The sequence below is a fragment of the Pradoshia sp. TA40_28 genome (genome assembly GCF_059694525.1).
Genome location: NZ_JCATZO010000001.1, coordinates 118,262 through 142,549, shown reverse-complemented (window position 1 = coordinate 142,549; position 24,288 = coordinate 118,262). Strand labels below are relative to the sequence as shown.

Sequence of the window (24,288 nt, the reverse complement as noted above, 5' to 3'; positions counted from 1 at the left end):
CTACATCAACCTGACCCTCCCAAACACCGAAAGGCTTCACAGCCATAGAAAAAGCCCACACCACTTGGGGTGCGGGCTGATGTTCATTTATTTCTTGAATTACATTTTTTCCGGAGCAGATACACCAATAAGTTTTAATGCATTTGCCAATGTAATTTTTGCTGCCTGAACAAGAGCAAGTCTTGCTTTACTTCTTTCAGGTTGATCTTGATCTAATACTTTATCCGCATTGTAGAAGCTGTGGAATGTAGATGCCAAATCAAAGATATAATTCGTAATCCGATGCGGCATACGTTTTTGGGCTGCTTCTGCAACTGCTTGCGGGAATTCACCAAGCTTTTTAAGAAGGTCAATTTCTTTCTCAGAACCTAATCTGCTGTAATCAACTTCCCCTTCTAATGTAATGCCGATCTCAGCTCCCTGACGAAGGATGCTACAAATACGGGCATGTGCATATTGAGCATAATATACTGGGTTGTCATTAGATTGAGATACTGCCAGGTCAAGGTCAAAGTCCATATGTGTATCCGCACTTCTCATTGCAAAGAAATAACGAACGGAATCTAATCCTACTTCTTCCATCAAGTCTCTCATTGTAACAGCTTTTCCAGTACGCTTGGACATTTTCATTTTTTCCCCGTTTTTAAACAGGTGAACAAGCTGGATGATTTCTACTTCCAACGTATCCTTACCGTGACCCATTGCCTGAATCGCTGCTTGCATACGAGGAATGTATCCGTGATGGTCTGCTCCCCAAATATTGATTAATTTATCAAATCCGCGTTCCAGCTTATTTTTATGGTACGCGATGTCTGGAAGAAGATACGTGTATGAACCATCATTCTTGATTAAAACACGGTCTTTATCATCACCAAATTCAGTTGATTTGAACCAAGTAGCGCCATCTTTTTCATAGATAAAGCCTTTCTCCCTTAACAACTCCAATGCAGGCATAATTTTGCCATCCTCGTAGAGAGATGTTTCGGAGAACCATACATCAAATGGTACACGGAAGCTTTCAAGATCCTTTTTCAGTTTTTCCATTTCATACTTTAATCCGTACGCACGGAAGAAATTAAACCGCTCTTCTTCATCAGCATTTACATATTTATCACCGAATTCTTCAGCCAGGCGTTTACCGATATTGATAATATCCTCGCCATGATAGCCATCTTCCGGCATTTCTTTTTCCATTCCAAGCGCCTGCAAATATCGTGCTTCCACGGAATAGGCTAAATTATTAATTTGGTTACCGGCATCATTGATATAGTATTCACGGGATACATCCCAGCCTGCTTTATCAAGAATATTGGATAAAGAATCCCCAACGGCTGCTCCGCGAGCATGTCCTAAGTGAAGGTCTCCAGTTGGATTTGCAGAGACAAACTCAACCTGAATTTTTTCTCCTCCGCCTACATTGGATTCTCCATACGCTTCGCCTGCTTCTAATATCGTTGGAATCAGTTTTGTTAAGTATCCATTGTTTAAATAAAAATTGATAAATCCAGGACCGGCGATTTCAATTTTCTCAATTGATGCTTTTGATGTATCGAAATGATTAATGATATCTTCCGCAATCGCACGAGGTGCCTTTTTAGCTATACGCGTAAGCTGCATAGCCATATTAGTGGAATAATCCCCATGTGTTTTATCCTTTGGCAATTCAAGAATAACACTTGGAATCGCTGTTTCATCTGCTAAACCAGCCTTGATCACAGCTTGCTTAATCTCTTCTTTAATCTGATCCTGAATCTCTGTTACGATGTTCATCTTGTCTTTTCCTCCTTGACCGTCAATGTAAGTGAGTAGGTGCCTACATTCTCTTGTTGTAAAAACAGATTATAGGAAACATGGAATGTCTCCTCTTTCGTTTCTGGATGGACGGTATGCTCAAGCTTATTGGTACGTGTCGTTAAATCCAGTGTACCATGAATGCTCTCATATGAGCCTCTAGTTTCTGTGCCAATTTTGTAAAGTTGCCTCATTTTAACCGCACCACTTCTAATAATTAACATTTCTTTCCCGTCATATTTAACGGTTGTGTTTATTTCTCCGTTATTCTCAACGTGTTCAATATAGCGGATATATGTTGCATTTGGCATATGGTGCAGTGTACCAAATGTAATTAGTTCAATATTCTCTTCATCGTCCACATATTGAATATGTGTCTTCAATCGAACCATGACCTCTATGGGTGCGTTACTTTTTTCCTCGGTCATTTAATAAATTCCCCCTGGAATTAATTATTTTACTCAATCATACAAGTATAAGGGAAAGAAAAACCCTATGGCAACTTGTCTGAATCTTTTTTTCTAAAAAAAAATCCCCGGCTCTACTATCATAGACAGGGGATTGCTCGTTTTATTCAGTTATCCCTTTTTATTTACCCAGCCTAATAGCATTTCTCGTATAAATTTGGCTGCAGCAATTTGGGTTTGTTCCGATGAATCGTAAGCAGGAGCCACTTCCACAATATCCGCTCCTACGACCTTAACACCGGAATTCGATATCGCTGTTAACGCTTCAAGCATTTCTTTGGATGTAATGCCGCCTGCTTCAGCTGTACCCGTCCCCGGTGCATGGGCAGGATCCAGCACATCTATGTCGATCGTTACATAGACATTCCGTCCGGCCAGGGTAGGCAGTACTTCTTTTAATGGTGCAGCGACATCGAATTTATACATATGCATACCGGAAGTCTTCGCAAATTCGAATTCTTCCCTCATACCCGAACGAATGCCGAATGAATAGACATTCTCTGCACCAATTAAATTACAAATCTTACGAATCGGCGTAGAATGGGACAGCGGCTCGCCCTCATACTCTTCTCTCAAATCGGCATGAGCATCAAAATGAATAATTGCGAGATCTTCATATTTTCTGTGAAACGCCTTAATGATCGGCCATGTGACAAGATGCTCGCCGCCCATGCCAAGTGGAAATTTCTCTTCCGCTAACAGAGTTTCAATGTACTCTTCAATCATATCGATGCTTCTTTGTGGATTTCCAAATGGAAGTGGAATATCTCCCGCATCAAAAAATTTTACATCCTCCAAATGCCGGTCAATATAGGGGCTATATTCTTCTAATCCAAGGGATACTTCACGAATACGGGCTGGGCCAAAACGAGACCCTGGGCGAAAACTAACCGTCCAATCCATTGGCATACCGTATAAAACTGCTTCTGATTCTTTAAAATCAGGATGACTTCCTATAAAAACATTACCAGAATAAGCTTCTTCAAATCTCATCCTCTGCACTCCTTTTCCGTACTCATTTATCAATTTATTAATTAGCTATTTTAAAAGGTCTTCAACAAATTTTGGCAGCACAAAAGCCGCTTTATGAAGCTCTTTTGTGTAATATTTTGTATTTATTTCAGCAAATCTCTCATCGCTAATTTGGAGAGGATGATGCTTTTTTGACCCAATCGTAAAGGTCCATAACCCGCTTGGGTACGTTGGGATATTGGCTGTATATAACCTGGCAATCGGAAAAATCTCTTTTACATCTTTAAAGACATTCCGTATTAATTCGGCTTTAAACCAGGGATTATCCGTTTGCGCAACAAAGATTCCCTCATCCTTCAGTGCGTTGTGGATACCTGCATAAAAACCCTTTGTAAATAAATTTACTGCCGGTCCAACCGGCTCGGTAGAGTCTACAATAATGACATCATATTTATTTTTACTTTTGGCAATATGCATAAATCCATCATCCACCAGCACATCAACTCTTGAATCCTCAAGATAATCGGCAATTTCCGGTAAGTACTGTTTGGAGTATTCAATGACTTTGCCATCAATTTCTACTAAAGTAGCTTTTTTTACACTCTCATGTTTTAACACTTCGCGGATTACACCACCGTCACCGCCGCCTACGACAAGGACATGCTCCGGGCTTGGATGTGTATGCAATGGTACATGGGTTGCCATTTCGTGATAGACAAATTCATCCTTTACGGTTGTCATGACCATATCATCCAGCATGAGCATCTTGCCCCATTCTTCTGTTTCAACTATATCCAGCTTTTGAAAATCGGTTTGTTCCGTATGCAAGGTGCGGTTTATTTTTATGGTGATTCCAAAATGATCCGTTTGTTTTTCCGTAAACCAAATACCCATGTAGAACCTCTTTTCTTGTTTCAATATCAGCGGCTCAATCATCTATCTACTATCTATTAAACTTAAAAGAGTATAGTGCATCCTACTAAAAAAGTAAAGATTTTCCCATATTTCCAATTTTATTACCTCTCTATCCTTTATACGTTTAAAAATGATGGTTTATTTTCATACTATTGGTAAGGAATAATTTCACAACAGATCAGGGGGAAGACATGTGTCTCCAAGCAGACTTAGAAGAAGGAAATTACTTGCCTACAAGCGTGCCTTTATATTTACTGTGTCGCTGATTGCCATCCTTACATTGGTAGGGTTCGGTACCGTCTTGCTTATCGTAAAACTTGCCGGACCACCAGCTGTATCTGTACCGCAAACCACTCAATATTTAGCAGATGATTTGAGTACATTTACGGAAAGCCACGGATCCGTAAGGCGGTATTGGGTCCCTCTCGGCGAGATCTCACCTTATTTAATCCAATCCACTCTAGCCGTTGAGGATCGGAATTTTTACGATCATAATGGATTCGATACAAAAAGAATAGTAGGAGCAATTGTCTCAGACACGATTGCGATGGCCAAGGTCCAGGGAGCGAGTACAATTACTCAACAATACGCTAAAAATCTTTTCCTTAGCTCTGAGAAAACTTGGGCACGCAAAGCTAAAGAGGCTCTCTACACTCTGCGAATCGAAGATCATTTCAGCAAAGATGAAATTCTCGAAGGATATTTAAATACCATTTATTACGGACACGGGATGTATGGCATACAGGCTGCGAGTCATTTTTACTTCCACAAGGATGCCAAAGATTTGACCTTAGCTGAAGCAAGCTTGCTCGCTGGTATTCCAAAGGGCCCGGGTATCTATTCGCCACTTATCTCGAAAAAAGAGGCAAAGGAACGACAGTCTATTGTCCTTAGGTCGCTAAAGGATATGAACAAACTCAGTGCTAAACAAGTGAAAGAAACCCTGGCATCTGCAGATCATTTGACGGTTTACGGTTCATTGGAAACAGAGGAAAAACAGGAAGCCCCGTATTTTCTCGATGCCGTCAATCAGGAATTACACCATGTCTTAAAGGGGAAAGAGGAGCTAATTAGACAAGGCGGCTTAAAAATATACACTACCTTCAATGCCAAACAGCAGGCAAGCGCTGAGAAGGCCATCGCGAAGAATATACAGCCTGGAACCGACCTACAAGCCGCATTAGTTGCCATGAATCCCCATAATGGGATGGTCAAAGCATTGGTGGGTGGTACCAATTATGAAAAGAGCCCTTTTAATCGTGCGACACAGGCACTCAGACAGCCAGGTTCGACAATTAAGCCGATTCTTTATTACACAGCTCTTGAAAAAGGATTCACGCCTTCTACCACTTTAAGAAGTGAAGTAACCACCTTTTCATTTAATGGAGGAAAGAGTGAATATAAGCCACATAATTTTAATAACCGCTATGCCAATGATTCCATTACAATGGCCCAGGCACTGGCTGTATCGGATAATATTTTTGCTGTCAAAACACATATGTTTCTTGGTGAAGAGGAACTAGTGAAAGCTGGAAGGCGTTTTGGATTAAGCTCTCCTATGACCAAGGTTCCCTCATTGGCTCTCGGAACGTCCGGTGTTAAACCGCTGGAAATGACAAATGCTTATAATTTATTTGCCAACGGCGGGAAAAAAGTTCGACCTTACTTTATCACGAAGGTTACAGGACGGGACGGCGAAGTTCTTTATCAAAGAAAATTAAAACGAGCTTCTGTATTAAAGCAAGAGGATGCCTATGTAATGACGCAAATGTTAACAGGTATTTTTGATAAAAAACTAAATGGTTACGCCTCTGTAACAGGAGCTTCGATTGCCCCTAAGCTTTCAAGACCCTATGCCGGAAAGTCCGGCTCGACGGAGTATGATAGCTGGATGATTGGCTATACACCGCAGCTCACTACGGGTGTATGGACCGGATATGATCATTCGCAGAAAATTGAAACCAAACAAGAAAAAATTGCTGCCAAAGAAATATGGGCAAACTTTATGGAGCAAGCTCTAGAGGATGAACCTGTTAAAGACTTTAAACAGCCAAAAAATATTGTTGCTGTCGAAATTGATCCAGAAAGCGGTTTACTTGCACACAAATCCTGCCCAGTTAAACGCCTTACGTATTATAAAAAGGGGACAGAGCCCACAAAGTATTGTCCTCATCATACCAATCGTGATAGTGAAAATGACCTAACACCAACTAAAGATAAGGGTAAGAATCCATCGGATGATCCCTGGTACAAAAAGGTTTGGCCTTTTGGGAAATTGTAAAAAAAAAACATAGTAGACACAAAAATCCCCAAACCGATGGTTTGGGGATTTCCGTGTCCTAGCTTTACGTGCTTGCACGCTGTTTTTAGTGTACTTTTTTTACAGAAAGCCGACAAGTTATATGCTAATTTATCCTGTAAAAATATCCAATATTCAACATTTCCTGTAAAGATCAGTTTGTACCCAATTGTTCCTTTAACTCATCTCTCGAGTTAGACCATAACTCTTCATTATGACTTTTAAGGAAATTAGCGAGGATGATTTTAGAAGGTTCATCCATATGATCAACAATGATATGCCTCTTTAACGATTTGTCCATACGATTCACATGCTCTGGCAACGATTTATAGCCACGGCGAATCTCGGCATCCACTGTCATTTCACAAGCTGTCACGCCTGCATAATAGGCTCCTTCTTTCGATTGTTCAATCGTAACCCATACGAGCCAATACGGCTTTCCATTTGGTACTTCTTCTTTATTGGGTAGAAACTTGATTCGTTTCTCGATCGCACTTCTGGCATGCATGGCGCCAACATCAACAAAGGCTTCTCCTGCTTCCACATCAATGATAACAGGCGAAACATTCTCAAGGCTCAATGCACCCATTCCAAAGCCCTTATGACCATCAGTAGGGTCGTTTTTAATAATATTAAAAGCTGGTTTTTTCTTATCTTGACTCATGGGTAAGTACAAGCCTCCCTTTAAATAAATATAGAAACTAAGAATCGCTCAATAGCCGGTACAAGATTATAGATGATTGGGTCGATGGTGTAGTTACCGAGCGGCGTGATCACCAGGATCAGGAAAATCAGTGCTCCGTACTGTTCATACTCTGTCATTCTTGGACGTACCGCAGGCGGAACGAGTTCCTCAATAATACGATACCCATCCAATGGAGGAAATGGCAATAAATTAAATACAAATAACAAGATATTTAAGGGAATAAATATATCAAAGAAATACAAAATGTACTCAGGCACATTGACTATTAATCCTGAAACAGCCAAAGCATACATGATTAGTATCCCCAGAAAAGCAAGTACAAGATTACTTAATGGTCCTACAATGGAAACAATAATACTGTTCATTCGAGGATTTTTAAAGAAAAAGCGGTTCACCGGTACGGGTTTTGCCCAACCAAACCCTACTAAGATGATAAAAAGCGCACCAATAGGATCAATATGACGGAGTGGATTTAATGTAAGCCGTCCCTGATTTTTTGCCGTGTTGTCTCCGAATTTATAAGCCATATAAGCATGGGCAAATTCATGAGCAGTGAAGGCAATGGCGAGAGTTACTAGTGTATATGGTAAATCGGCCATAATACGCTGAAAATCAAACATCACAAACGTCCCCCCTTCCAAACATTAATTAAGAACTGATCAGTTCAGGTCCACTCGTTCAATCTCACATCATCACTTGCTTTCCACGCACGATTATGGAAAACTATCATCATAATCAATTGTTTTTACAAATAATGAGGAGGACATCCTATGCCGTATGTAACCGTTAAAATGTTAGAGGGCCGTACTGAAGAACAAAAAAAAGCTTTATGTGAAAAAGTAACTGAAGCAGTCTCTGAAACAACAGGAGCACCAAAAGAAAGAATCACCGTGTTCATTGAAGAGATGACTAAATCTCATTATGCTGTTGGCGGTGTACGGGCCAGCGATCAATAAAGATAGGAATGGAGCATATGGTATGCTCCATTCTTTTTATTTTTAAAAGCCCTTCTTACACCCGGGCTAAATAATCAATCAGTTTGCATACATTGGTTTGTTTTCTCTGATAAGCTGTTCCGCATAATCAAAAGCTTCTTCTATTTCCTCTGTCGTATAATGCTGTTTCGCTTTCAATTCCTGGATTTTCTTTACAATTTCATCCTTTGATAAATGATCAAAATAGAAAATCGTAGACACTAATTCTAAAAACCGCGCATTATGATTGTTCAATACCTTAACACATGCAGAAAGCTCTTCGTTTTCCGGATAATTGCCATATAAGGAAAGGAATTCTTTGCCTGCATCTGTTAAAGAATAATCATAATGAACATACCCATTCTCTTTATCCTTCATTTCTGCTAAAAGTCCCAAATTACAGAGTTCTTCTATCTTTAACGTTAATTCCTCTGAATAGGGTCCGTAAAAATGAAATTCAAATTTCTCCTGAAAAGGATATTCGAGTTTTTTTGAGATAAACACCATTTTTTGAAGCTTTTTTCTTCCACCTATATGTCCGGCTGCCTCAATGGCTGAAAGAATTCTGGTATGCTCCCTCAACACCATTCTTCACTCCTCCTGTAACTATTAATCCCACTCTAGCCATTCTTTTATTTTTTTCTTTATTTCTTTATGATTCGTCTCATCCTCTAGGACATCAGCAGGAAAATAAAGTTTATGATCTGTACGCCTTTTCCCGGAAATCGCATCCACAATATCTGATTGTCTGGAAAGCTCTTTTAACTCTTTCTTTTTAGAAAGTAAATAGATTGGAATTCTTTCGCCCTCTTCTCCGGGACGATAAAAATCATATGGAAGATCCGACGAAGAATCAAGCACCAAATAATAGTCCGGATCAAGACCAGCTTCCGCAAACAATTGGGTGAGTTCCATTACTTTTTTCATTTCCGTACTGGATGATGGCAGGAATTCAACATACTGAAATAAATTCCGGTTCATGTATCTGGAGCACAAATCACTTAAAATACTGTCCTCTTCTTCTTCCCATAACTGAAAGTAGTACAGCATAACGCTATCGTCCAATTTCAGATAATCGTAAAGGGTAACGGACTGTGTAAATAAAGAATAAAAATGATGTGGTTCCTGCTTGAATTGATAATTTTTCTTATACAGATCTTTGGCTCGATGCAGAATTTTCGTCAATATAACTTCTGCACTTCGAGATACTGGATGGAAATATACCTGCCAGTACATTTGGTATCGGCTCATAATATAATCTTCTACCGCATGCATACCACTTTGTTTAAAAACCACCTGATCTTCGGTTGGCCGCATCACTCGCAGAATCCGCTCCATATCAAACTGGCCATAGCTTACCCCCGTAAAATAAGCATCCCGTAACAAGTAGTCCATCCGGTCTGCATCAAGCTGGCTCGAGATTAAGCTGACAACCAATTTATTGGCATGTGTTTTGGCAATCACCTCAGCCACTTCTTTCGGAAAGCTGACATCTACCTTTTTTAAAACAGCATTTACTTCGGTATCTCCTAAAATAATCTTCCTCGTGAATTCTTCATGATCTAAATCAAATACCTTTTCGAATGCATGCGAAAAAGGACCATGTCCAAGGTCATGAAGCAGAGCTGCACATAATGACAGGAGGCGATCTTTTGGATTCCACTCAGGTCGATTGGTAAATACCCCATCCACAATTCTTCTCACAATCTCATATACTCCAAGAGAGTGACTAAAGCGGCTATGTTCAGCCCCATGAAATGTTAAATAAGTTGTTCCAAGCTGTTTAATCCGTCTTAAACGCTGGAATTCCTTTGTATCAATTAAATCCCAAATGACCCGATCATTCACATGTACATAGCGATGCACCGGATCCTTAAATACTTTTTCTTCATTCATTTTTTCCAGAGAATATTCTATCATTCTATTCCCTCTTCCTATCGGTCATGGTTCTATTATAGCTTGTTTAATCTAAAATAACATAATCATCTCTTTCCACCAAAAGAAAGCGATGGAACCTTTCTTATGCGAACAGAGATTGGAAGGAATCCGAACAGCCATTTAGCAGCTTATCGATTCCTTTAATATGGATGTAGATTAGTAGAACAGGTGGGCTCAAGGAATAGGCAGAGCCTGATATATACTCTTTTAAGCGCGAATAATTTTAAAACGGTTTGGAATCTTGGGTAGGTGTATTTTTTTAAGGGGGAATTCTTTATTATCCTAAAAATTCAACGGGTCTCTTCTTAAAAATTTCCTAAGTTTCACCTAAAAAAGGTGGAGATAAACCCCACCTTGCTTTTAGATTGAAGTCTCTTTATTTGGTTGTAAATTGCCAAACCGGCGATCGTGTATGCCCGCCATAACTGTCGTTCACTTCCACATACCAGAAATAATTCCGATGATGTTTTAAATTCTTTAAGCGGACTTGTACTTTTTGCTGATTTCTTCCGTTTTTATCTTCACCCAATAAAGTATTGGAGTATACATTAACACCTATATAATCAGTCGCCACCTGTTTTTGAATAGGATTGAGCTCCAGTTCTTCAATTGTAAATTCATCGACCTCTGGCTCAAAGAAATTATAGTCATCCAAGTAAGGAGAATACGTTTTGACCGACAATTCCTTTGCCCCCGGATTAAAGCTAAGCATCCGCATATATCCTGCTCCGCCTTCCGGACCGCTCTGATAGTCAGCCAGTATTTCATAGACTTTGCGTGATTTCGATGGGTTATCCTTTAGCGGAATAGTCGCAACATGACGGCTTGCTCCTGAGATATGCCCGGCAAGGACAAGCTTGATATTTTCATACTTCCGTACTATTTCTTTATAAACCTGCCTCCCGTTGTAAGTCCGTTTCCCTTTATGATCAAGATAATTATGAATAGCAAGCACTACATTTCTCTCGGAGTATTGGTTTAATACTTTATCGACCCACTTCAGGGTTTCAGTTGTAGTTTCTTTGCCCCAGCCCAGGTAGAGAAAAAGAAAATCATGCCCGCCAAAGGAAGCCAAGTCATAGTGATTTGTATTATTTTTCATCCCCCCTCCATAATGAGAGGTTTGTTTAAATCTATGTTCACCAAAGTATTTCGCATAATTGCGATAATCTAAAACCAAGTTTCCAACATCATGGTTCCCAGAAACTACTCCATAGGGAACATGATGCTCATCTAAGATGCCCATACTCCTATCCGCCATATCCCATTGATCCAAGTCCCATCTCACATTGACAATATCGCCGGTATGAATCACATATTCTGCATTGCCTAGCTGATTTTGTATTCTAATCCAGTTTGTCATCACCGGGAAGATATGCGGAAAGGATTCTGAATAATATTGGGTATCTGACATCCATACCAAATTAAAGGGACGATTTACTTCTCCAATAATCTGATCCTGCACAAGTACCTGCAGCTTTTGATTTTTAACATACGTTTCTACATCCACTTTTGCCTTTAACGTAAAATCCTTTTTGCCGTACCCATACGCCAATGCTTCCCATTTTGACGTATGTACATTCCAGGCATAAAGAGTGACCTTTCTCCCCTGTAAAGAATGCCCGACCCATTTGACCTCCAGCTCTTTCATATCCGAGGGTGCTTCATCCACCAAAATTTCAAAGCGCTGATAAGGGAATCCCTTATTAGAATCGGTGACCCAATAGTTCTTATCTTCCTTTGAAACTTGCTTCTTTTGTTTAGATGAAACAACTGTTTCACGTGGAAAAGTTAGATTGGGAGGCGGTTCTTCATCAGCTATATTAGAGTAGGCTTTTATTTGGTCCTCACTTTTTGAAGTGAAGTCATAGCGGTTGCCCGAATAAAACTTAGCCACTAACTTATCATTGGTTGGATCCTTCACTTTCACACCTAGCTTTGGATGAAGCGATACTTTTTCGTCTAGATCACTTGGGGTTGCCTGACCGGTAATAATAGGCGCTTCATCCACGATATTAAAATGAATGGTCTCCTTTTTTCGATTTCCTGCCGCATCCACTGACATGAAGGTGACCTCATGTCTTCCCTTTTTTAGCCTTCCAGAGGAAGTGGTATACGGCAAATTAATCTCCCGTCCATCCAGATAGCCTTTAATGGAGGCAATCGACGTCACCTCATCTTCCGGATTCGCATCAATGGTAAATGTACCTTTATACGTTCTTCCGTTAAGCGGCGCTTTAACATGGAGTTTAGGAGCTGTATTATCAAACACCACTTCTGCTTGATGATTAGCGGTTCCGGTTGATTCAATCTGATGAATTCCATCCTGATAAGCTGTCGTATCAATCTCAGCCTCTTCAGCCGTAAACAGATCGGCCGGAATTATAAACTCAAAGGATTGGATGACTATCCCCTTATTGCCCACCTTCCATTCCTGATTTTCTTGTGAACGATCGCGATTTTCATCTCCATCCCCTGTTATCGAATGGACACTGATCGGCCGAATCATTGTCCCATCGCCCATTAATAACTTCACATTTTTAATAGAAAAGTGATCAATGTCTTTTGTACCCACCGTACTCCCGGGCATAAAGGGCTCCTTCTCATTACCTGTATGAATTGAAATGGCATTTTTACCTGGTTTGATTTCATCAATAGGGATGGAAACCTCATATGGAAGGTAAAATCCTTCTGTAGGTTTCAATTTGGAAATCAGGCGGTCACCGATGTAAACGGCGCTTTTCTTCCTTTCATCAATCCCCAATCCCTCAAACACAATGGCAGCTGGACGACTAATTGTCCGTTGCGTTTTTAATTTTTGTCCGTCAACCGTCAGCTTAACCTGTTCGTTTGCTGTTGCCTTTTGAACCTGGATCTTTTTTGTTCCTTTTAGGATTGTATTATTTTGGACAGAAAGCCCTGGTCGCAACGGTTTATACATATCGGGATTCCCAACTTTAATGGACTTTGTCCCTTGTTCCGGGTATCGGATTACATGCTGTCCATCTGATATTTCCAAATAATAATCAAAGGTGGGGACCGAGCCATAGACATCATACCTCGATATGGTCGATTGATAGGTAGTCGTCGTTTTCATAAGCATATTAGCCTGTGAAAATGTAGAATCCTGACCTCTTTTATAGAATATTTCGGCCCGCTTTATTAGATGTTCATCCTCAATTTGAACTTCAATCGATACATCAGAACGCTCTGGGATTTCATCCGGCATCATAATAGGCCGGACAATCGGCTTTACGGCATCCGTCTTTTGATTGGCTGTTAAAGGAATTTGTTCCTCGCTGATCTGACCCGGTGTGTTTTTTTCAATCTGCTTGTCCCGTTTTAATTTCTTAGACTCTTTTGCCTGCTTATAATGGTTGAGTCCATTTTCATATGATACATAAGATATGACAGCCCCTGTATCTGTTGCTAAAACAACCGTATTTTTGCCTTTATTATGTAAATCACCTTCCAAACGGATTAACTGGTGAGCTTCAATGTTTGTATGAAAGTGACGGTTAAAATCCTGAACATCTAAGTTGCCTTTATCAGCATCATTCTCTAACCAAATGATTTTCGTAGATTTAGGCTTTATAAAAGTTGATTCTTTAATATCCCATACTTGCATGGACTTGTTCATAGAGAGGTATCGCAAATTGTAATCATGTAAATCGATGGCTACATCTGTATTATTATAGATCTCGACGTATTCATATGTTTTGCCGTGAGGAGAAATCTCAGTGATTAGTAAATCAGGAACATTGTTCGATATAGCAATTCCTGTATCCGAATTAAGCCATATTGACGATAATATGATTAGAATCCATACACCTATTTTGTTCATTCTTACCCTCATTCCCATTCAAAGATTGATACCTTAGTATGGAATAAACAGCGGATAATTATGAAAAAAAGTCGCTCTTCTAAAAATACATTTTTAGAGGAACGACTTTTTTTAATTTATTTAATCTTAGCTTTTACTTTTTCTATTAATTCATCTTCTGTTGGCGCCGCGACTGGACGGTTATTTACAAATGCAAACGATTTTTTTCGTCCAGGTCCACAATAGGACTGACATCCAATCTCAATTTTTGCATCGGGATCCACCTTTTTTAATTTTGGTAGCAATGTCTTTAAGTTTGTAGCCTGACAGTCGTCACATACCCTAAATTCGTTCGACATGACCGCCTATCCTTTCTTGCCAAAATATTTGACTCTTCTTTATGTTGTTCGAGCCTGTTGGGACTAAAGCGTATTGTATCACTCCAGCTCCACTATTTGCAAGAATCCGCTGATTATCTATTAGTTAATGAAAAAATCTAGTAACCTGTATAAAACAGCTCCTTTATGTCCATGCTAGAACCATAATTTGCAAATTTATTTTAAATCTTATAGAAAAGGGAGTTGCAGATCATGAAAATTAGACAAGATGCATGGACGGAAGAAAATGATTTATTACTAGCAGAAACAGTTTTAAGACATGTACGGGAAGGCAGTACCCAATTGAATGCATTTGATGAAGTCGGAGATAAATTAAACCGTACCGCGGCTGCCTGTGGATTTAGATGGAATGCTGTTGTACGTCATTCCTATGAAAAAGCATTGCAGCTTGCGCGCAAACAAAGAAAGCAACGTCAGAGATTACTTGGTAAAGACCAAGGTGGCAAAAAGAAGATTCTATATCAGCCACCGGTTCCTTCTTTGCGAGATTTTGAAACGGTTACAACCGCAATGGAAGATGAATTGATGGAAATGGAGATCACGCCGGAAATCAATGATACAGAAGAATTCGAACAGACCAGCCTTTTCCCAGTGCTGGAAGAATACAAGACTCCTCCAGCTCTCACGATGGATGATATCATTGCATTCTTGCAAACTTATGATACAGACAGCCTAAAGATACAGGCTTTGCAATCCGAAAATGAAAGATTAAAGCTTGAAATCAGAGATCTTAAACATACAAACAAAGAGCTGCAACATAAGCTTGATAATGTTGAAGAAAATAAAGTTACCATCCAGGAAGACTACGAAACACTTATGAATATCATGAATCGCGCTCGTAAATTAGCTTTACTGGATGAAGATGACCGTCAAGCTACTAAATTTAAGATGGATCGCAATGGTAATCTGGAAAAAATAGCAGAATAACCATCTAAAAAGCCGGGCTCTCCCATGAGACCGGCTTTCTTGTCGGCTATACCAAATACGATTTAGGTCAGCCATCTTATATCTCTGTTTTAAAAAGAGATTATATTTCCGGCATCCCCCGCTGCTACACTATTTTTACTTGTGGCAGACAGGTCGTTTTAATTAGTCGATTTCCAATTTATCATTTCTTTCTTGCATTCTGTTTAAATAAGACTCAAATAGTGGCATTTCTTCTTCAGTCAGAGGCGTCATTTCAATCTGCTCAGAATGATCCTTCAGTGCTTTCATTAAACGTAACATCACATCATTAACAGTCAGCTCGACCCCAAGTAAACCAGATAATGAAGCCATGACTTCCGGATTTACGGTTGGATACACGAATTTTGTTTGTGTACCATTTAGTGCGATTTCATAAAAATCTCGTACTAAGCCAGCTCTTTGTCCTGCATCCCCGTTGACATCCAAATAGATTTGTACAGCTACCCCGTTACGAATTCTTCTCTGAGAGATTCCAGCAAATTTTTTACCATCAATGCTTAAATCATAGCTTCCCGGACAATAGGAGCCGACGATTTCACCCGCTTCAATGGTTTGATCAAAGTCCTGGAACATATACTGAATCAGTTCCAACATGGCATCATACCCGCGGTTAATCTCAATTTTCCGGTCCTTTTCCGGAAAAACAAGCGTAAGGTTCAAAATCCCTTCATCTAATACAACTGCCAATCCTCCAGAATTACGGACAATACAATCATACCCCTGATTATGCAAGAAATCGGCAGCTTGCTTTAGCATAGGTAGCCTGCCGTCTTGAATACCCATTACAACTGTTTTTTGATGAACCCAGGTGCGTGCTGTTACCGGTGAGTTCCCAGCTCCTACTGAAGCACATAAGGTGTCATCAATCGCAAATGATTGAATAGCACGGGTATGTAGTCCAGTTTGGCTGTGGTCTATGATTCTCCAACGATTCTGCTGTAATAAATTCATCGTCACTCTCTCCATTTATAAAAAAATAGGCGCCATAAGGCGCCTTAGGTCACTTATATTTTTATTTTACCAAAGCTTGAGAAGCTGTGATAAGAGCAAGGTTGTAAACATCTTCTGCGTTACATCCTCTGGATAGATCGTTTACTGGAGCGTTTAACCCTTGTAGGATTGGTCCAACTGCTTCAAAACCGCCAAGGCGTTGCGCAATTTTATAGCCAATATTGCCTGCTTCAAGACTAGGGAATACAAATACGTTTGCAGAGCCTTGAAGTGGAGAGTTAGGAGCTTTTGCTGCAGCAACAGATGGAACAATAGCAGCGTCGAATTGAATTTCTCCGTCTACGATTAATTGTGGATCCATCTCTGTTACAATCTTAACAGCATCTGCCACTTTAGTTGTTTCTTCAGATACTGCAGAACCAACTGTAGAGAAGCTAAGCATAGCCACACGCGGGTCAAGATCAAACATACGCGCTGTTCTAGCACTCTCTAATGCAATTTCAGCAAGATCCTGGCTGTCTGGAGCAATGTTGATTGCACAGTCTGCAAATACATATTTTTCATCACCTTTTACCATGATGAATACGCCTGATGTCTTCTTAACGCCAGCTTTTGTTTTAATGATTTGCAATGCAGGACGAACTGTATCTGCCGTAGAGTGCGCTGCACCGCTGACAAGACCGTCTGCTTTATTTAAATAAACAAGCATAGTTCCGAAATAGTTTTCATCAAGCAAGATTTTACGTGCTTGTTCTTCTGTCGCTTTACCTTTACGGCGTTCAACGAAAGCAGTCACAAGCTCGTCCATCATAATATATGTAGCAGGATCGTAAATTTCCATATTGTCTACAGAAATATTCATTTCCTTCGCTTTTGCAGTGATTTCATCAATATTTCCTACTAGGATTGGAACAATTGTCTTTTCGGCTGCCAATCTTCCAGCTGCTTCAAGAATTCTTTCATCCATACCTTCTGGGAATACAATTCGCAATTGATTGCCAGAAACTTTTTCTTTTAATGTGGTAAATAAATTACTCATTTTTTATGTCCTCCTCAAAATGTCCTCTTCATAGAATACACCTTTATGATGAATTATTTAATAGGTTTGCCTTATTTTTTAAAATTATAGCGGGATGTCATAATATCGACAAGTTTATTGAAGTCTTGATTCGAGAAAACCTTCCAATGATTATGATATAGTATAAATGGCATGAACGAAATGTTATGTGGGAGATGATCAATATGAGTGAAGCAGCTAAAACATTGGACGGTTGGTATTGTTTACACGACTTCCGAACAGTCGACTGGGCTACATGGAAAATGTTACCTGAAGACGAACGCGCCGCTGCCATCAATGAGTTCCTGGGATTAGTAGAAAAATGGAATAAAACTCAGGATGAAAACAAAGGCAGCCATGCTCTTTATACAATTGTCGGACAAAAAGCAGACTTCATGATGATGCTTTTACGTCCAACTATGGAAGATTTAAATGCACTTGAATTAGAGTTCAATAAAACTAAATTAGCAGAGTTCACAATTCCGGCACATTCTTATGTATCTGTTGTTGAGCTAAGTAATTATCTGCCTTCCGATTCAGATGAAGATCCATATCAGAATCCTCATGTCCGTTCCAGACTATACCCGACATTGCCGACATCTAAGCATGTTTGCTTCTATCCAATGGACAAGCGTCGCCAAGGTGATGATAACTGGTATATGCTGCCGATGGAGGATCGTAAAAAACTTATGTATTCTCACGGAATGATTGGCCGCCAATACGCTGGTAAAGTGAAACAAATTATTTCCGGCTCTGTTGGTTTTGATGATTATGAGTGGGGAGTTACTCTTTTCGCGGATGACGTTCTCCAATTTAAAAAATTGGTTTATGAAATGCGTTTTGATGAAGTGAGTGCCCGTTACGGCGAGTTTGGCTCCTTCTTCGTAGGAAATATCCTGACTCCAGATCAAGTTAGTGAATTTTTACATGTTTAAATAGAATAAAAGGGAAGTACCCATAAACTGTTAAACACGGTTTATGGGTACTTTTTTGCATTCATCTTAAAAAACTTTGGATAGAGCTGGTCCAACTTCATAAACCTTCCCCTCCCAAACAACAAACATAGATCCCCCAATAGCTACCCTTTTATCCATTATAAAGGTAAATCATGTAAACGGATGTAAAAAACAAAGCCTTTTCTCTTGCCCTATTATCAGACTTCGAATGAGAAATCCCTCATTTTTATCATAAGCCGGTCTCTCTTTGCATATTTTTCTGTAGTGAGCATATCTTTTACGTATCAAAACACATCCAGAAAGATCTATCGAAAAGAGGTGCTTTATGTATGGCAGTCATTAAGGCTACTGAAGAGGATATAAAGGTCCTTGCCCGGTTAATGAGAGCAGAAGCTGAGGGTGAGGGTGAGCAGGGGATGTTAATGGTCGGCAATGTAGGCGTAAACAGAGTGCGTGGTGAATGTCTGGATTTCGTGAATATCCGAACCATTCCTCAAATGGTTTTTCAAAACCCCGGTGGATTCGAGGCGACACAAAAAGGATACTTTTACCAACGCGCCAGAGAGAGTGATATCAGGCTGGCAAGACGAGTCGTTAACGGGGAACGTTTCCATCCGGCTACGAACGCCCTATGGTTCTTCAGACCAGAAGGAAGCTGCCCGGCTCAATGGTATGGACAATATAATACCGGGAGATACAAAGCACACTGCTTCTTTGCACCGACACAATCTGATTGTCCAACTGTTTTTTAGAATACTATTGTTAATAGAGGAGGAGTCATTTTATGAAACAACCGGGTTCACAGTCACAAGGCGGGGGGCAATATGGAGGAGGTTATCAAGTCCCTTTTAATCCATATATGGCAGGACAAACCGGCGCAGGACAACAACAGTTTCAACCACAGCAACAGTTTCAGCAACAGCAGCAACCACTTCCCTATCAAGTACAGCCCTTTGCAACGGGTGGTGGTGGGTCACCATTCCAAACGTCTCCTTCGCCAATTCCGGGTCAATTCGTAGAGCAATCTTATATAGAGAATATTTTGCGTTTGAATCGCGGTAAACTCGCTTCCGTTTATATGACATTTGAAGGAAGTAAAGATGGCAACACCAAACTATTCAAAGGAATTATTGAAGCTGCCGGCCGTGATCATGTCATCTTAAGTGATCCTCAAACTGGCATGCGCTACTTATTGCCTCTGATCTATCTTGATTACGTCACCTTTGATGAAGAAATAGAGTATTCTTATCCCTTCGGCGGTTCTTCTCGATAATAGAAAGAATAGATTCAGAACTTATAGCTAAATGATGATCAAATGAATCTATTTATTACATAGAAAAAACCGCTTATGACTCCCATGGGCGGTTTTTTCTATGACTATTAAATTATGCATACTTATAAACGGCCACAATTATTAGAACCCAGGAAGCAATGAAGGCTACGCCGCCAAATGGCGTGATAATACCAAGCTTTGAGATACTTGTGACACTAAGTACATATAAACTTCCGGAAAAAAGAATAATCCCAACTAACATCGTCCAGCCTGACCAATTTAATAATTGATGTGAAGATAATCGATCCCACAGCAATGCAATCGCCAGTAGTCCACCTGCGTGAAACATTTGATACTGAACGGCTGTTTTCCAGACCTCCAGAGATTTTTCAGAAATCTTCCCCTCCAGCCCATGAGCTCCGAATGCACCGCATGCCACGGACATTGCTGCATTTATGGCTGCTATAATAATAAATGTTTTCAACCTAGTCTCTCCCCTTTACGATTAAAAATCCAGAAGTGAATCTCCGTTTGCATCCTCCATTTTAACTGTTTTTTCCTGCGGCAGGGAAACAGTAGGATTCTGTTGTTGAATGGGAGTATACGACACGGTTTGATTCACAGCAGCTTGTCTTCCCACTTCTGTATGATCGTTCACAACCAAATCAATCAAGCTTTGAACGGCAATTAGATATCCATTTCTTTGCTCAGCAGGCGCCATTTTAGCCTTCTGAATTAGTTCACCCATCTTGTCCAATATCTTTTCTGATGTTATTTCCATAGGTTCACCCCGCTTACCATTATCCTGTTCATTTTAATTCTATCTTAACTTCGCCAAGGAATCTATCTATCGACAACTCACAGATTGGGAATTGTCCAATCGATTTCCTTAAGTCCTGATTGCCGAAGAAATTCATTTGTTTTAGAAAATGGCTTGCTTCCAAAGAAACCTCGTCGGGCAGATAGCGGGCTTGGATGAACAGAAGTAATGATATGATGCTTCTTCTGATCAATTAAATGAATTTTGGACTGTGCTGGTTTTCCCCATAAAAGAAAGACAACCGGATCTGACTTTTCGTTCAATGTTTCTATTATTTTATCAGTCAATTGCTCCCACCCTTTTCCCTTATGCGAATGGGCTTCTCCTTGTCTGACCGTTAATACAGTATTTAATAAGAGAACTCCCTGATCTGCCCAGTTTTTCAAATATCCATTATTGGGGATTGGGATTCCTAAATCATCATTCAATTCTTTGAAAATATTTCGCAGCGATGGAGGAAGAGCTACACCCGGCTGTACGGAGAAGCTCAATCCATGCGCCTGATTAGGTCCGTGATAGGGGTCCTGTCCGAGCAATACGACTTTCACTGATTTAAAATCTGTATAGTGCAGAGCATTATAAATTTCCTCAGCCTTAGGATAGACAATCTCGTTTTCATATTCTTTTTTTATAAAATCATGCAGAGCGACATAATAAGGTTTTTTAAATTCATCCTGTAAATAATCGTTCCAGTCATTCTTTAAAATTTGATGGCTCATGCAATCACTCCTTATCTTTTTTGCTAAATCTGACACACAAGCTTACATCTCTTTCCCTCTTTACCCTCCAAAGCTCATGTTTATAGATTTATTTATAGGTTATATAAACACTATAGCTACACTACCAAGACGAAATTCCAGCAGATATAGGATTTAGAGGAGGATGTATAATGTATCAAGTTTATGTAGTAGAAAATTCAGTTCAGGCTAAAGAGAAAATTGAACAACTTACATCTGAAGGTTTTACAAAAGATAATATTTATTTATTTTCCCATAGTAAAGATTTTTCAAAGGACTTAACTGATGCAACGGATACAAGCAGCATTGGTATTGGTGAACAAGGCTTTTTTGAAAGTGTAGGGAATCTGTTCAAAAAACGTGGTGACGAATTGCGCAGCAAGCTTCAATCACTTGGATTATCTGAATTGGAAGCTCAACAATATGAAAAAGATTTGGATGAACACAAAATTGTTGTCATTACTTCCGATCAGGCAAGCGATACTGATAATACAAAAATCATGTAAGTCAGAAAAAGCAAAAAAGAGCTTAAGGATGGCCCCCCCTTCTTTAAGCTCTTTTTGCAGTGGAGCTTTTTAAAAAAATTCGCCGGGCCATGTCCACCATGAACCCTATTTAATAGATCGCTAGGTATCTAATCCTGGCCTCTTTACCTCATTTTTATAGTCTGCTTCATTTTCTACTCGTCATCCTATCCACAATCTTTGCAGATTAAAACACTGGTTCTTTCCATTCGTTCATTTGCAGACTACTCCTATAAGTACGTTATAGCTCCAGCTTCACACCTATAGCTTTATCCATCTTACTTGAAATTTTAACAATCATTAATTCGTTAAGAAGCATTTTTTTCTTAATATCCTCTTATTATAAGTGTCTTCATTTTCCACTATTTTTTACTTATAGTATCATTACTATATGCAATCGTACCTGTATAAACGCATCCTGTTACCTAATGCATTCTATTCGCAGATAAATACCATATAATATGAATTTGGGAGCTCATTCTCGGTAAGAAGATGTCTATCATTAACTGCATCGCATTTGTACGATACGTATTGTTTTGATATGCATTTTAAAGTATAACTTAATTAAGCTTTATATTGAGGGAGGATAGGCTAATGAGTCTAAAAAAAGCATTGACTATTGCCGGATCTGATAGCAGCGGCGGAGCAGGTCTTCAAGCAGATTTAAAAACATTCCAGGAGTTGGGTGTTTATGGCATGACTGCTGTTACTTCAATCGTTGCCATGGATCCTAAAAATAGCTGGTCTCATAATGTATTTCCAATTGATGTTTCAACTGTCGAAGCCCAATTGGATACGATTCTTTCAACAAGAATTGATGCCATGAAAACGGGTATGTTGGGAACAGTTGATATTATTGAACTGGCTGCACGAAAAATCAAAGAATATGGCCTTGATAAAGTCGTTATCGACCCTGTAATGGTTTGTAAAGGGACAGACGAAGTGTTAATGCCTGAGAATACAGTGGCAATGAGAGAATTACTTCTACCGCTCGCAACGGTTGTGACACCAAACCTTTTCGAAGCGTGGCAGTTATCCGGGATTGGGCCTATTACTACTATTGATGAAATGAAACAAGCTGCAAAGATCATCCACGATCAAGGAGCAAAATATGTTCTTATCAAGGGTGGCACCAAGCTTGAAGGGCAAGATAAAGCGATTGACCTAATTTTTGATGGAAAAGACTATACCATCTTAGAATCCGATAAGTTCACGACTACCTATACTCACGGCGCAGGTTGTACCACTGCTGCAGCGATTACTGCTGAATTAGCTAAAGGTAAAACGGTTGAAGAAGCATTGGCAACTGCTAAAGAATTCATCTCTGTTGCGATTCAGCATGGCTGGAAACTAAATGAATTTGTCGGGCCTGTTATGCATGGTGCTTACCGTACATATAAATAAATAACTTTCATTTAATAGGCTGCCCGAAATATTTCGGGCAGCTTTTTTAATCTCCATTTTTAGCATTTTTTCAGTAACTTTAGTATCATAATTAATACATCACTATTTTCATAGGAATAGACTCTATTCCTTTTTTATATTGGGAGGTAATCTTAATGAAGCCAATTGACCTGCTTGATTCACAAAAAGCTCTGCAAACATACGCTGGTTTACCGGTTTATTTGCATTTAGAGACAACGAACGGTGCCTATGCAACCCATAATGATGAATCATTTTTCTCAGCAGGTGCTTTTATACGTAACGTTTCCATCTGTTTTGAAGAAGGAAAAATTATAGGTGATGGCCCCTATCGTGTTGGACTGAGGATGAAAGAAGGATGGGTATACGCTGAAGGGATTACCCATTACGAAATTGATGAATTCGGTCGCCTTTTAATGGCCGGACTCGATCAGAGCGGAAGGCTTGCTGTCGCTTTCGAAATCAGCACCGTCCCTTTCGATAAATAACGAGGAGTTGTGAAAAATGGATAAAGAGAAGCATGTGTTAGTCATATTCCCTCATCCGGATGATGAGGCATTTGGAGTTTCTGGAACAATCGCCTCTTATACGAGAGATGACATCCCTGTCACCTATGCATGCTTAACGCTTGGTGAAATGGGCCGAAACCTTGGAAATCCACCGTTTGCCACACGGGAGAGCCTTCCGAAAATTAGAAAAAAAGAATTAATGGATGCTGCACAGATAATGGGTATCCAGGATTTACGTATGATGGGGCTGCGCGATAAAACTGTTGAATTCGAAAATGAACAATGGCTGGCTGATCAAATGACTAAGCTTATTAATGAGCTTCAACCAACCCTTATCATTACTTTTTATCCGGGATTCAGTGTTCATCCGGACCACGAGGCTTGCGGAAGAGCTGTGGTACAAGCCGTTTCTGAAATCGATCCTGAAAAAAGACCAAAACTTCACTGTGTAGCCTTTTCCAACAACCATCAGGATGTACTTGGAGAGCCTGATATCATAAATAATATTCAGGACGTAATCGAAACCAAACTCAAAGCAATCGCTGCGCACCGTTCCCAAACTGAGGCGATGATGGCCGGTTGGACCGAGTTACTCGCCCAAGGAAATAAGGAACTAGAAAGCCAGCTTTTCTTCGAGAGGTTTTATCAATATAAATGGCCTGAAAAAATATAAGATTATCCTATTTAAAAAGCTGTCAGGTGCCTGACAGCTTTTTTGGTGCGAATTTATTATTTAATAAAAAAACCGCCTTCATGACAAAAGGCGGTTCAAAAAGGGGGGGATACTTTG

General features: G+C 39.8%; 25 protein-coding genes. 10 read left to right on the top strand and 15 right to left on the bottom strand.

Going from position 1 to position 24,288, the window contains the following annotated elements:
- Nucleotides 1-99 precede the first annotated feature (99 nt).
- The 4 genes from argS to speE all read right to left on the bottom strand — a co-directional run bounded on the left by argS (nucleotide 100) and on the right by speE (nucleotide 4,124).
- A complete protein-coding gene (argS, locus tag AC58NB_RS00640) occupies nucleotides 100-1,770 on the bottom strand; it encodes an arginine--tRNA ligase (RefSeq protein ID WP_497424873.1) in 1,671 nt (556 codons plus the stop codon).
- Nucleotides 1,767-2,219 (bottom strand): YwiB family protein, encoded by a 453-nt coding sequence (locus AC58NB_RS00635; protein WP_497424872.1) that lies wholly within the window; start codon nucleotides 2,217-2,219, stop codon nucleotides 1,767-1,769. The genes argS and AC58NB_RS00635 overlap by 4 nt, the downstream gene beginning before the upstream one ends.
- A 150-nt stretch (nucleotides 2,220-2,369) precedes the next feature.
- Nucleotides 2,370-3,251 carry an agmatinase gene (gene speB, locus AC58NB_RS00630; RefSeq protein WP_497424871.1) on the bottom strand — a complete coding sequence of 294 codons (882 nt, stop codon included), beginning with the start codon at nucleotides 3,249-3,251 and terminating at the stop codon, nucleotides 2,370-2,372.
- Nucleotides 3,252-3,296: 45 nt separating this feature from the next.
- On the bottom strand, nucleotides 3,297-4,124 hold the full coding sequence (gene speE, locus AC58NB_RS00625; protein ID WP_497424870.1) for a polyamine aminopropyltransferase: 828 nt from the start codon (nucleotides 4,122-4,124) through the stop codon (nucleotides 3,297-3,299).
- A gap of 214 nt (nucleotides 4,125-4,338) precedes the next feature.
- Here speE and AC58NB_RS00620 point away from each other — a divergent pair, with 214 nt between their 5' ends.
- The gene (locus tag AC58NB_RS00620; RefSeq protein ID WP_497424869.1) at nucleotides 4,339-6,426 is read left to right on the top strand and encodes a transglycosylase domain-containing protein; all 2,088 of its coding nucleotides are present in this window, start codon (nucleotides 4,339-4,341) and stop codon (nucleotides 6,424-6,426) included.
- 172 nt (nucleotides 6,427-6,598) lie between these two features.
- Here AC58NB_RS00620 and AC58NB_RS00615 read toward each other — a convergent pair whose 3' ends face one another.
- Nucleotides 6,599-7,108, bottom strand: a complete 510-nt coding sequence (locus AC58NB_RS00615) for a YwhD family protein (RefSeq protein ID WP_497424868.1) — start codon at nucleotides 7,106-7,108, stop codon at nucleotides 6,599-6,601.
- 20 nt (nucleotides 7,109-7,128) lie between these two features.
- Nucleotides 7,129-7,770 (bottom strand): site-2 protease family protein, encoded by a 642-nt coding sequence (locus tag AC58NB_RS00610; RefSeq protein ID WP_497425144.1) that lies wholly within the window; start codon nucleotides 7,768-7,770, stop codon nucleotides 7,129-7,131.
- Nucleotides 7,771-7,920: 150 nt separating this feature from the next.
- On the opposite strand from AC58NB_RS00610, the gene thmT reads away from it, so the two are divergent.
- Nucleotides 7,921-8,106, top strand: a complete 186-nt coding sequence (gene thmT / locus AC58NB_RS00605; RefSeq protein WP_066109407.1) for a 2-hydroxymuconate tautomerase — start codon at nucleotides 7,921-7,923, stop codon at nucleotides 8,104-8,106.
- Between the two features lie 78 nt (nucleotides 8,107-8,184).
- Here the strand turns inward: thmT and AC58NB_RS00600 are convergent, their stop codons facing one another.
- The 4 genes from AC58NB_RS00600 to AC58NB_RS00585 all read right to left on the bottom strand — a co-directional run bounded on the left by AC58NB_RS00600 (nucleotide 8,185) and on the right by AC58NB_RS00585 (nucleotide 14,244).
- Nucleotides 8,185-8,709 carry a YwgA family protein gene (locus tag AC58NB_RS00600; RefSeq protein ID WP_497425143.1) on the bottom strand — a complete coding sequence of 175 codons (525 nt, stop codon included), beginning with the start codon at nucleotides 8,707-8,709 and terminating at the stop codon, nucleotides 8,185-8,187.
- Nucleotides 8,710-8,733: 24 nt separating this feature from the next.
- Nucleotides 8,734-10,044, bottom strand: a complete 1,311-nt coding sequence (locus tag AC58NB_RS00595; protein ID WP_497424867.1) for an HD domain-containing protein — start codon at nucleotides 10,042-10,044, stop codon at nucleotides 8,734-8,736.
- Nucleotides 10,045-10,438: 394 nt separating this feature from the next.
- Nucleotides 10,439-13,906 carry a lamin tail domain-containing metallophosphoesterase family protein gene (locus tag AC58NB_RS00590; RefSeq protein ID WP_497424866.1) on the bottom strand — a complete coding sequence of 1,156 codons (3,468 nt, stop codon included), beginning with the start codon at nucleotides 13,904-13,906 and terminating at the stop codon, nucleotides 10,439-10,441.
- Nucleotides 13,907-14,022: 116 nt separating this feature from the next.
- Nucleotides 14,023-14,244 (bottom strand): YuzB family protein, encoded by a 222-nt coding sequence (locus AC58NB_RS00585; protein WP_497424865.1) that lies wholly within the window; start codon nucleotides 14,242-14,244, stop codon nucleotides 14,023-14,025.
- Between the two features lie 231 nt (nucleotides 14,245-14,475).
- Here AC58NB_RS00585 and AC58NB_RS00580 point away from each other — a divergent pair, with 231 nt between their 5' ends.
- Nucleotides 14,476-15,210: an RsfA family transcriptional regulator gene (locus tag AC58NB_RS00580; protein WP_497424864.1), complete on the top strand. Its 735-nt coding sequence runs from the start codon at nucleotides 14,476-14,478 to the stop codon at nucleotides 15,208-15,210.
- Nucleotides 15,211-15,372: 162 nt separating this feature from the next.
- On the opposite strand, the gene lipL is transcribed toward AC58NB_RS00580, so the two are convergent.
- Together lipL and pta are read right to left on the bottom strand one after the other, a co-directional pair.
- On the bottom strand, nucleotides 15,373-16,200 hold the full coding sequence (gene lipL / locus AC58NB_RS00575) for an octanoyl-[GcvH]:protein N-octanoyltransferase (RefSeq protein WP_497424863.1): 828 nt from the start codon (nucleotides 16,198-16,200) through the stop codon (nucleotides 15,373-15,375).
- Between the two features lie 61 nt (nucleotides 16,201-16,261).
- Nucleotides 16,262-17,239: a phosphate acetyltransferase gene (gene pta / locus AC58NB_RS00570; RefSeq protein WP_497424862.1), complete on the bottom strand. Its 978-nt coding sequence runs from the start codon at nucleotides 17,237-17,239 to the stop codon at nucleotides 16,262-16,264.
- 203 nt (nucleotides 17,240-17,442) lie between these two features.
- Here pta and hemQ point away from each other — a divergent pair, with 203 nt between their 5' ends.
- The 3 genes from hemQ (at nucleotide 17,443) to gerQ (ending at nucleotide 19,486) form a co-directional block, all read left to right on the top strand.
- A complete protein-coding gene (gene hemQ, locus AC58NB_RS00565; RefSeq protein WP_497424861.1) occupies nucleotides 17,443-18,192 on the top strand; it encodes a hydrogen peroxide-dependent heme synthase in 750 nt (249 codons plus the stop codon).
- Between the two features lie 350 nt (nucleotides 18,193-18,542).
- Nucleotides 18,543-18,965, top strand: coding sequence for a cell wall hydrolase (locus tag AC58NB_RS00560; RefSeq protein WP_497424860.1), 423 nt, complete (start codon nucleotides 18,543-18,545; stop codon nucleotides 18,963-18,965).
- Between the two features lie 32 nt (nucleotides 18,966-18,997).
- Nucleotides 18,998-19,486 carry a spore coat protein GerQ gene (gerQ, locus tag AC58NB_RS00555; protein WP_497424859.1) on the top strand — a complete coding sequence of 163 codons (489 nt, stop codon included), beginning with the start codon at nucleotides 18,998-19,000 and terminating at the stop codon, nucleotides 19,484-19,486.
- A 112-nt stretch (nucleotides 19,487-19,598) separates the two neighbouring features.
- On the opposite strand, the gene AC58NB_RS00550 is transcribed toward gerQ, so the two are convergent.
- The 3 genes from AC58NB_RS00550 to AC58NB_RS00540 all read right to left on the bottom strand — a co-directional run bounded on the left by AC58NB_RS00550 (nucleotide 19,599) and on the right by AC58NB_RS00540 (nucleotide 21,025).
- A complete protein-coding gene (locus tag AC58NB_RS00550; RefSeq protein ID WP_497424858.1) occupies nucleotides 19,599-19,970 on the bottom strand; it encodes a DUF423 domain-containing protein in 372 nt (123 codons plus the stop codon).
- Between the two features lie 21 nt (nucleotides 19,971-19,991).
- Nucleotides 19,992-20,267 (bottom strand): DUF5327 family protein, encoded by a 276-nt coding sequence (locus tag AC58NB_RS00545; RefSeq protein ID WP_497424857.1) that lies wholly within the window; start codon nucleotides 20,265-20,267, stop codon nucleotides 19,992-19,994.
- A gap of 77 nt (nucleotides 20,268-20,344) precedes the next feature.
- On the bottom strand, nucleotides 20,345-21,025 hold the full coding sequence (locus AC58NB_RS00540; RefSeq protein WP_497424856.1) for a uracil-DNA glycosylase: 681 nt from the start codon (nucleotides 21,023-21,025) through the stop codon (nucleotides 20,345-20,347).
- 170 nt (nucleotides 21,026-21,195) lie between these two features.
- On the opposite strand from AC58NB_RS00540, the gene AC58NB_RS00535 reads away from it, so the two are divergent.
- The 4 genes from AC58NB_RS00535 to bshB2 all read left to right on the top strand — a co-directional run bounded on the left by AC58NB_RS00535 (nucleotide 21,196) and on the right by bshB2 (nucleotide 24,171).
- A complete protein-coding gene (locus AC58NB_RS00535; protein WP_497424855.1) occupies nucleotides 21,196-21,549 on the top strand; it encodes a YflT domain-containing protein in 354 nt (117 codons plus the stop codon).
- Nucleotides 21,550-22,161: 612 nt separating this feature from the next.
- Complete coding sequence (gene pdxK / locus AC58NB_RS00530; protein ID WP_497424854.1) at nucleotides 22,162-22,971, top strand: pyridoxine/pyridoxal/pyridoxamine kinase; 810 nt, start codon at nucleotides 22,162-22,164, stop codon at nucleotides 22,969-22,971.
- 155 nt (nucleotides 22,972-23,126) lie between these two features.
- Complete coding sequence (locus tag AC58NB_RS00525) at nucleotides 23,127-23,477, top strand: YojF family protein (protein ID WP_497424853.1); 351 nt, start codon at nucleotides 23,127-23,129, stop codon at nucleotides 23,475-23,477.
- A 16-nt stretch (nucleotides 23,478-23,493) separates the two neighbouring features.
- Nucleotides 23,494-24,171: a bacillithiol biosynthesis deacetylase BshB2 gene (gene bshB2 / locus AC58NB_RS00520; RefSeq protein ID WP_497424852.1), complete on the top strand. Its 678-nt coding sequence runs from the start codon at nucleotides 23,494-23,496 to the stop codon at nucleotides 24,169-24,171.
- Nucleotides 24,172-24,288 lie beyond the last annotated feature (117 nt).